This window comes from Pedobacter soli, assembly GCF_900101435.1.
Lineage (GTDB): Bacteria > Bacteroidota > Bacteroidia > Sphingobacteriales > Sphingobacteriaceae > Pedobacter > Pedobacter soli.
This window is the reverse complement of sequence record NZ_FMZH01000006.1, coordinates 1-1661: the sequence shown is the minus strand read 5'-3', so window position 1 is coordinate 1661 and position 1661 is coordinate 1. Positions and strand designations below refer to the sequence as shown.

The 1661-nt window shown below is 42.5% G+C and carries 1 protein-coding gene; it reads right to left on the bottom strand.

The annotated features are described in order from the left end of the window. Window positions 1–209: 209 nt before the first annotated feature. Window positions 210–956, bottom strand: a complete 747-nt coding sequence (locus BLR37_RS13955; RefSeq protein WP_090769570.1) for a hypothetical protein — start codon at window positions 954–956, stop codon at window positions 210–212. Between the last annotated feature and the right edge of the window lie 705 nt (window positions 957–1661).

Sequence of the window (1661 nt, the reverse complement as noted above, 5' to 3'; positions counted from 1 at the left end):
AGTTCTATGCTTGCAGGTGGTAGTTTTATGCTTGCAGGCTGGGGCTTGCGGCTATTGAATAAGCTGTGCGATTAGTTAAACTTATCTTAGGTTGTGGTGTGAAGATGGGTGGGAGGGGATGTTAAAGAAAAACAGCAACTGATTTTAATTTCGGTTGCTGTTTAAATGATTACCTGGGATGGGATGATTGTTTTCATGGGATGTTGTGTTTAGCTTTTCAGGGTTCTGAATGGAATGCCTGAAATCTGTTTATATTGGGGGGAGCTGGCACCAAAAATAGATATCACGTAATTCTTTACATCAAGAGCGAGGGCAACTATACCGGTTTCGGGATGGTACAGGATGTGGTCGCGGTTAAGGCGCTGGGTGCTCAGCTCGGATGCTCTGGCCACTACATCACGGTTTTTCTGCAATAAATCGTTATACAGGGCAGTGAGGGTGGCTATTTGCAGCTCGGTTTCGTTGGGGTTATAGCTGGGAATGGTAGCCAGGAGCTTAATTTGCTTATCGAGGGTGTTGAGCTGGTTATCGTAACTGAGCTGCGCGGCCGATATCTGGTTAACGGCGACACCCTGGGCGGCTAACTTGTCTTTTTCTTCGTCGGTTAATTTGGCCGATGCCCTTTGGCCCTGCAGTTTACGGTTGTGGCTAATGGCATTGTCGGTTACCTGCTGCGATACGTTACTGGCCTTAATGGCATTGAGTATGCGCGTACTGAATTTTTTAAGCGGCTGGAAGGATAGATCGCGCAAGGCAACGGCATTGCTGTTTTTGGCAGCTATATCGTTTACCTGCTGGTTAATGCTGAGCGCCTCGGCGGCTTTGGCAGTTAAACTGCTGAGCTGGATGCTGGCATTGCTGGGGTTGTACACGGAGCCGTAACCGGTTACATAGACCGTGAGCATCTCGAAATTGGCTATGTTTTTGGCATGGCCACTGTCATTGATTTTTGACATAATCTGTGGTTTTAAAAAGTAAATAAATTAAATTAATTGGTATTAAGATAGTATTATTTATTTGATAACTAAAGTATTGGGTTTTATTTTTTTAAGGAATGGGGGAAACCGTAATTCTATTCAACATCTTTATACTATTTTTGCCCGATAAATTAATAGTATGTTTGATTAATATCTACTACATACTACGGTTAAAATAAAATTTTCTATTTTCGGAAAATACTTTTCCCATGTCTAAAAAACTACTCTCAGAACGCGATATCTGTACCAAATTTATTTCCCCTGCCATTGAACGAGCAGGATGGAATAGGCAAACTCAATACCTTGAAGAAGTTTCCTTTACTGATGGAAAGATTTATGTCAAAGGTAGATTGACAACTAGGTGGGTATTTCAGCGAAAATGGCCGCGCGTTTCGCTTTTAAAGTGTCACCCTGTTTCGCTTCATGGTGGCCGCCTGTTTCGGAGCAAGCTGGCCGCGCTGATCACTTGATCAGATTTTCTTTGTACAGTATTTCTTAACCAAGTTTTTATTTAAAGCTAATTCAAAGCCATAGGTTCGAAAAGACAAGCCTCAGCTAAGCTTTGGGTCGTGAGACGATTTTGAACGCGTTTAAGCACTTTTTTAAGGTGTTTTGGATAGATTCTTTGGTTGGCTGAAATTTAAGAGGATCAGCATCCCTTAAAAGAGATAGCCTGGAAGGCTT

Coding starts and splice junctions, on each gene's coding strand:
- BLR37_RS13955 (WP_090769570.1), bottom strand. CDS start 956: ATGTCAAAAATCAATGACAGTGGCCATGCCAAAAACATAGCCAATTTC.